At 70.4% G+C, this 3,150-nt stretch carries 4 protein-coding genes; 1 reads left to right on the top strand and 3 read right to left on the bottom strand.

Annotated features, from left to right (window positions below):
* Positions 1–212 precede the first annotated feature (212 nt).
* On the bottom strand, positions 213–1,343 hold the full coding sequence (locus tag ACTHNQ_RS07095) for a hypothetical protein (RefSeq protein ID WP_440332330.1): 1,131 nt from the start codon (positions 1,341–1,343) through the stop codon (positions 213–215).
* Between the two features lie 64 nt (positions 1,344–1,407).
* Between ACTHNQ_RS07095 and ACTHNQ_RS07090 the strand changes: the two genes are divergently transcribed.
* Positions 1,408–1,998 carry a TetR/AcrR family transcriptional regulator gene (locus tag ACTHNQ_RS07090; RefSeq protein WP_440332328.1) on the top strand — a complete coding sequence of 197 codons (591 nt, stop codon included), beginning with the start codon at positions 1,408–1,410 and terminating at the stop codon, positions 1,996–1,998.
* Positions 1,999–2,001: 3 nt separating this feature from the next.
* Here the strand turns inward: ACTHNQ_RS07090 and ACTHNQ_RS07085 are convergent, their stop codons facing one another.
* Both ACTHNQ_RS07085 and ACTHNQ_RS07080 read right to left on the bottom strand, forming a co-directional pair.
* On the bottom strand, positions 2,002–2,781 hold the full coding sequence (locus tag ACTHNQ_RS07085; protein ID WP_440332326.1) for a GTP pyrophosphokinase: 780 nt from the start codon (positions 2,779–2,781) through the stop codon (positions 2,002–2,004).
* A 114-nt stretch (positions 2,782–2,895) separates the two neighbouring features.
* Positions 2,896–3,150, bottom strand: a 255-nt coding sequence (locus ACTHNQ_RS07080; RefSeq protein ID WP_440332324.1) for a flavin reductase family protein, incomplete at its 5' end; no start/stop codon positions are given.

The raw sequence follows: 3,150 nt of genomic DNA, 5'->3' as shown, positions 1-3,150 counted from the left end.
CTCGAACACGACCACCGGGATGCGGACCCAGCGCCCGAGCCCGCGGGCGAGCAGGGGCGCCAGCACCGCCAGCAGCGGGATGATCAGCAGGGTCAGCGGATGCACGTCTTCCACGCGATCAGACTAGCGACGCGGGGCCCCTGCCCGAGGCGCGTCGCGTCGACCGCGAACAGGGGGAGGGACGGATGCCGCCACCCGCCCTCCCCGAAGGCTCAGGCCTCCAGCTGCCGGACCGGCGGGGTCACCTCGGCACGGTTGCGGTAGTGACCGACGAGAGCCAGGAGCACTCCGGCGAGAGTCCAGGCGCCGAGGATGATCCACTGGGCGCCCGTCGCGGCATCCGGGAAGTACATCACCGAGCGCAGCAGGTTCGCGGACGCGCCGGGCACGAAGAACTGGCCGACCGCGCCCCACGGCTCGGGCAGGAACTGCGGCGGCGTCGCGGCGCCGGCGATGGGGTTGGCGATGAACATCGTGATGACGGCGCCGACTCCGATGCCGGGAGGGCCCATCAGCGCGGCAAGGCCGACGATCAGCGACGAGGTCGCGGTGACGCCGAGTCCGAGCACGGCAGCGTTGAGCAGCCAGTCCCCCGTGAGGATGCCAAACCACGTCTGCATCACGAGTGCGATCAGCGCGCCGGCGACGACCCCGAACACGAGGAGGCCGAGCAGGCGCCGGACGACGCCCTGCACCAGCAGCGTCAGCAGGATGCCGCCGACCATGCCGCCGAGCACCATCGGGAAGACGGATGCCGCCAGCCCGGCGCCGGTCTTGTCGCCGTCGGCGAGGGGCACGAGGTCGGTCACCGTCACCTTCGGGATCGACGGGGCCGCGCCGTCCGTCGCCCCGGCGGGAAGCTGCGGCGGCTGCCCGGACTTCAGCGCCCCGACGATGGCCGTGAGCTGGTCGGTGAGCGCCGTCTGCGCCGTCGCATCGATCTGCGCCTGAAGCTGCGTGGCGACGCCGCGGAGTGCCTGCGCGGCGACGGGGCTCGCGGCGGTCGCGATGAGCACCTCGGTCTCGTCTCCCAGCAGGATCGCGCCGTACAGCTCGCGGGACTCGATGCGGCTCACGGCGTCGTCGCGGTCGTCCACCTCCGACAGCGCGAACGGCGACGGGTCCTGTTCGGCGAGCTTGTCTTCGACGGCGCTCACCATCTCGGACGGGCCCGAGATGCCGACCGGCAGGTTCTGCGGCTGCGCGGTGGCGGCCGGCCACACGAACGCCATCACGATGACCGCGACGACGAGCGAGCCGAGCAGGCCGAACGCCGCGGCGACGATCCACTTGGTGGGCCGGGCGGGCGCCTGTTCGCCCGCGTCTGCACGATGAGTGCTCATCGCGTCCTCCTAAAAAGAATGGGTATTCTGTTTTGGAGAATAACAGAATCGCTATTCTGTTTCCATGCCCAAGGTGTCGGAGGAGTATCGGGAGGCCCGCCGCGACGAGATCGCCCGCGCGGCGCTGCGCGTGCTGGAGCGCAAAGGCGTGCGCGACACGTCCATCGCCGACATCGTCGAGGAGTCCGGGCTGTCGACCGGCGCGATCTACTCGCACTTCACGAACAAGGGCGAGCTGGCGCGCTACATCGTGGGCCGCTACCTGCTCCCCCGGCTCGACGGACTCGAAGCGGCCGGAGCGCGAGGAGACGTCCTGCCGCCACGCGAAGCGCTGCGCGCCATGCTGGGAGTGTTCGACGAAGCCGGACTCAAGGCCGCCCTCGTCCTCCAGTTCTGGGGCGAGGCCATGGTCGAACCCGGGCTGCGCGAACAGCTCGTGACGACCGCGGGCCGCCTCCGCGGCTCGCTCGAGATCGCGATCGGACCGTGGGCGTCCGCGCAGGCCGGGAACGACGAAGAGGCCGCGGCCCTCGCCGCCTCCGCCGCACGCTCCATCGCCGCCCTCGCGCAGGGATACATCGCCAACGTGGCCGTCTTCGGCCCGCGCGGGATCGACGACTACATCGCGGGCGCGATCGCCGTGCTGGAGAGCTAGGGGTCAGACCGCGCGGACCCCGGGGTCACCGGAACCCGGGGCTGCGGCATCCGCTTCGGCGACCGCCGTGATCTCGCGCACCGTCATCGCCGACGGGGCAGCAGCCGACGCGCCCCGGATCTGGCGGTGCAGGCGCTCCATGCGGGCGTCGAGCTCGGCCGCGGTGACCGCGGCGTCCTTGAGGCTCTCGAGCAGCTCATCGGGCACGCGCGTCGCGTACTTGTAGTAGATCTTGTGCTCCAGGCTCGCCCAGAAGTCCATCGCGATGGTGCGGAACTGCACCTCGACGGGCACCTCGATGCGCCCCGTCGACAGGAACACCGGCACCTCGAGGATCGCGTGCAGGCTCTTGTAGCCGTTGGCCTTGGGCTCCGCGATGTAGTCCTTCACCTGAAGGACCCGCACGTCGTCCTGCGCGGTCAGCAGGTCGAACAGACGGTAGACGTCGGCCGTGAAGCTGCAGGTCACCCGGATGCCGGCGATGTCGGTGATGTGGCGCCGGATCGAGTCGAAGTCGCCGTCGATGCCCTTGCGCTGCACCTTCTCGACGAGGCTGTCGGGCGACTTGACGCGGCTCGACACATGCTCGATCGGGTTGTAGTCGTGCGTCAGGTGGAACTCGTCGCGAAGGATGCCGATCTTGGTCTCGACTTCACGCAGACCGAACTGATAGCCCAGGAGGAACCGCTGGAACTCGTCGCGCATCGCGCGGAGCTCTTCGGGTGAGAAGGTCGCGACGCCCTCCTCGGTGAGGACGGACAGGGGCTGCGGCGTCGCTTCCATGGTCTGACCGTATCGGGGCAGTTTCAGGAGTCGCTGTGAGTGCGGGCGGCCTCGGCGGTGGAGCCGGGTTCACGGCTGCCGGGCCGGGACTCGCCGGGCCAGGACTCGCCAGGGTCAGGACTCGATGCGGGAGTGCTCGCCGAGGCGGTGCCACGTGCGGTTGTGGTACACCAGGGCGTCGCCGGGCTCGCCGGGCGTGACGTCGCGCGCGACCTGCGACTGGAGCGCGTGGGCGGCGATGACGGTGGACGACCCGGCATCCATGCGGCCGATGACGGCGCAGCGCACCCAGGCGCGGACGTCGTGGTACACGGGTTCGCCGGTGACGAGTCGTGACCACTGATCGCTGTCGGCGAAGCGGTCCACTCC

The sequence above is a fragment of the Microbacterium sp. genome (assembly GCF_051953575.1).
GTDB lineage: Bacteria > Actinomycetota > Actinomycetes > Actinomycetales > Microbacteriaceae > Microbacterium.
Note: the sequence above shows the minus strand (reverse complement) of the source record. Positions and strands in the feature narration are given on the sequence as shown.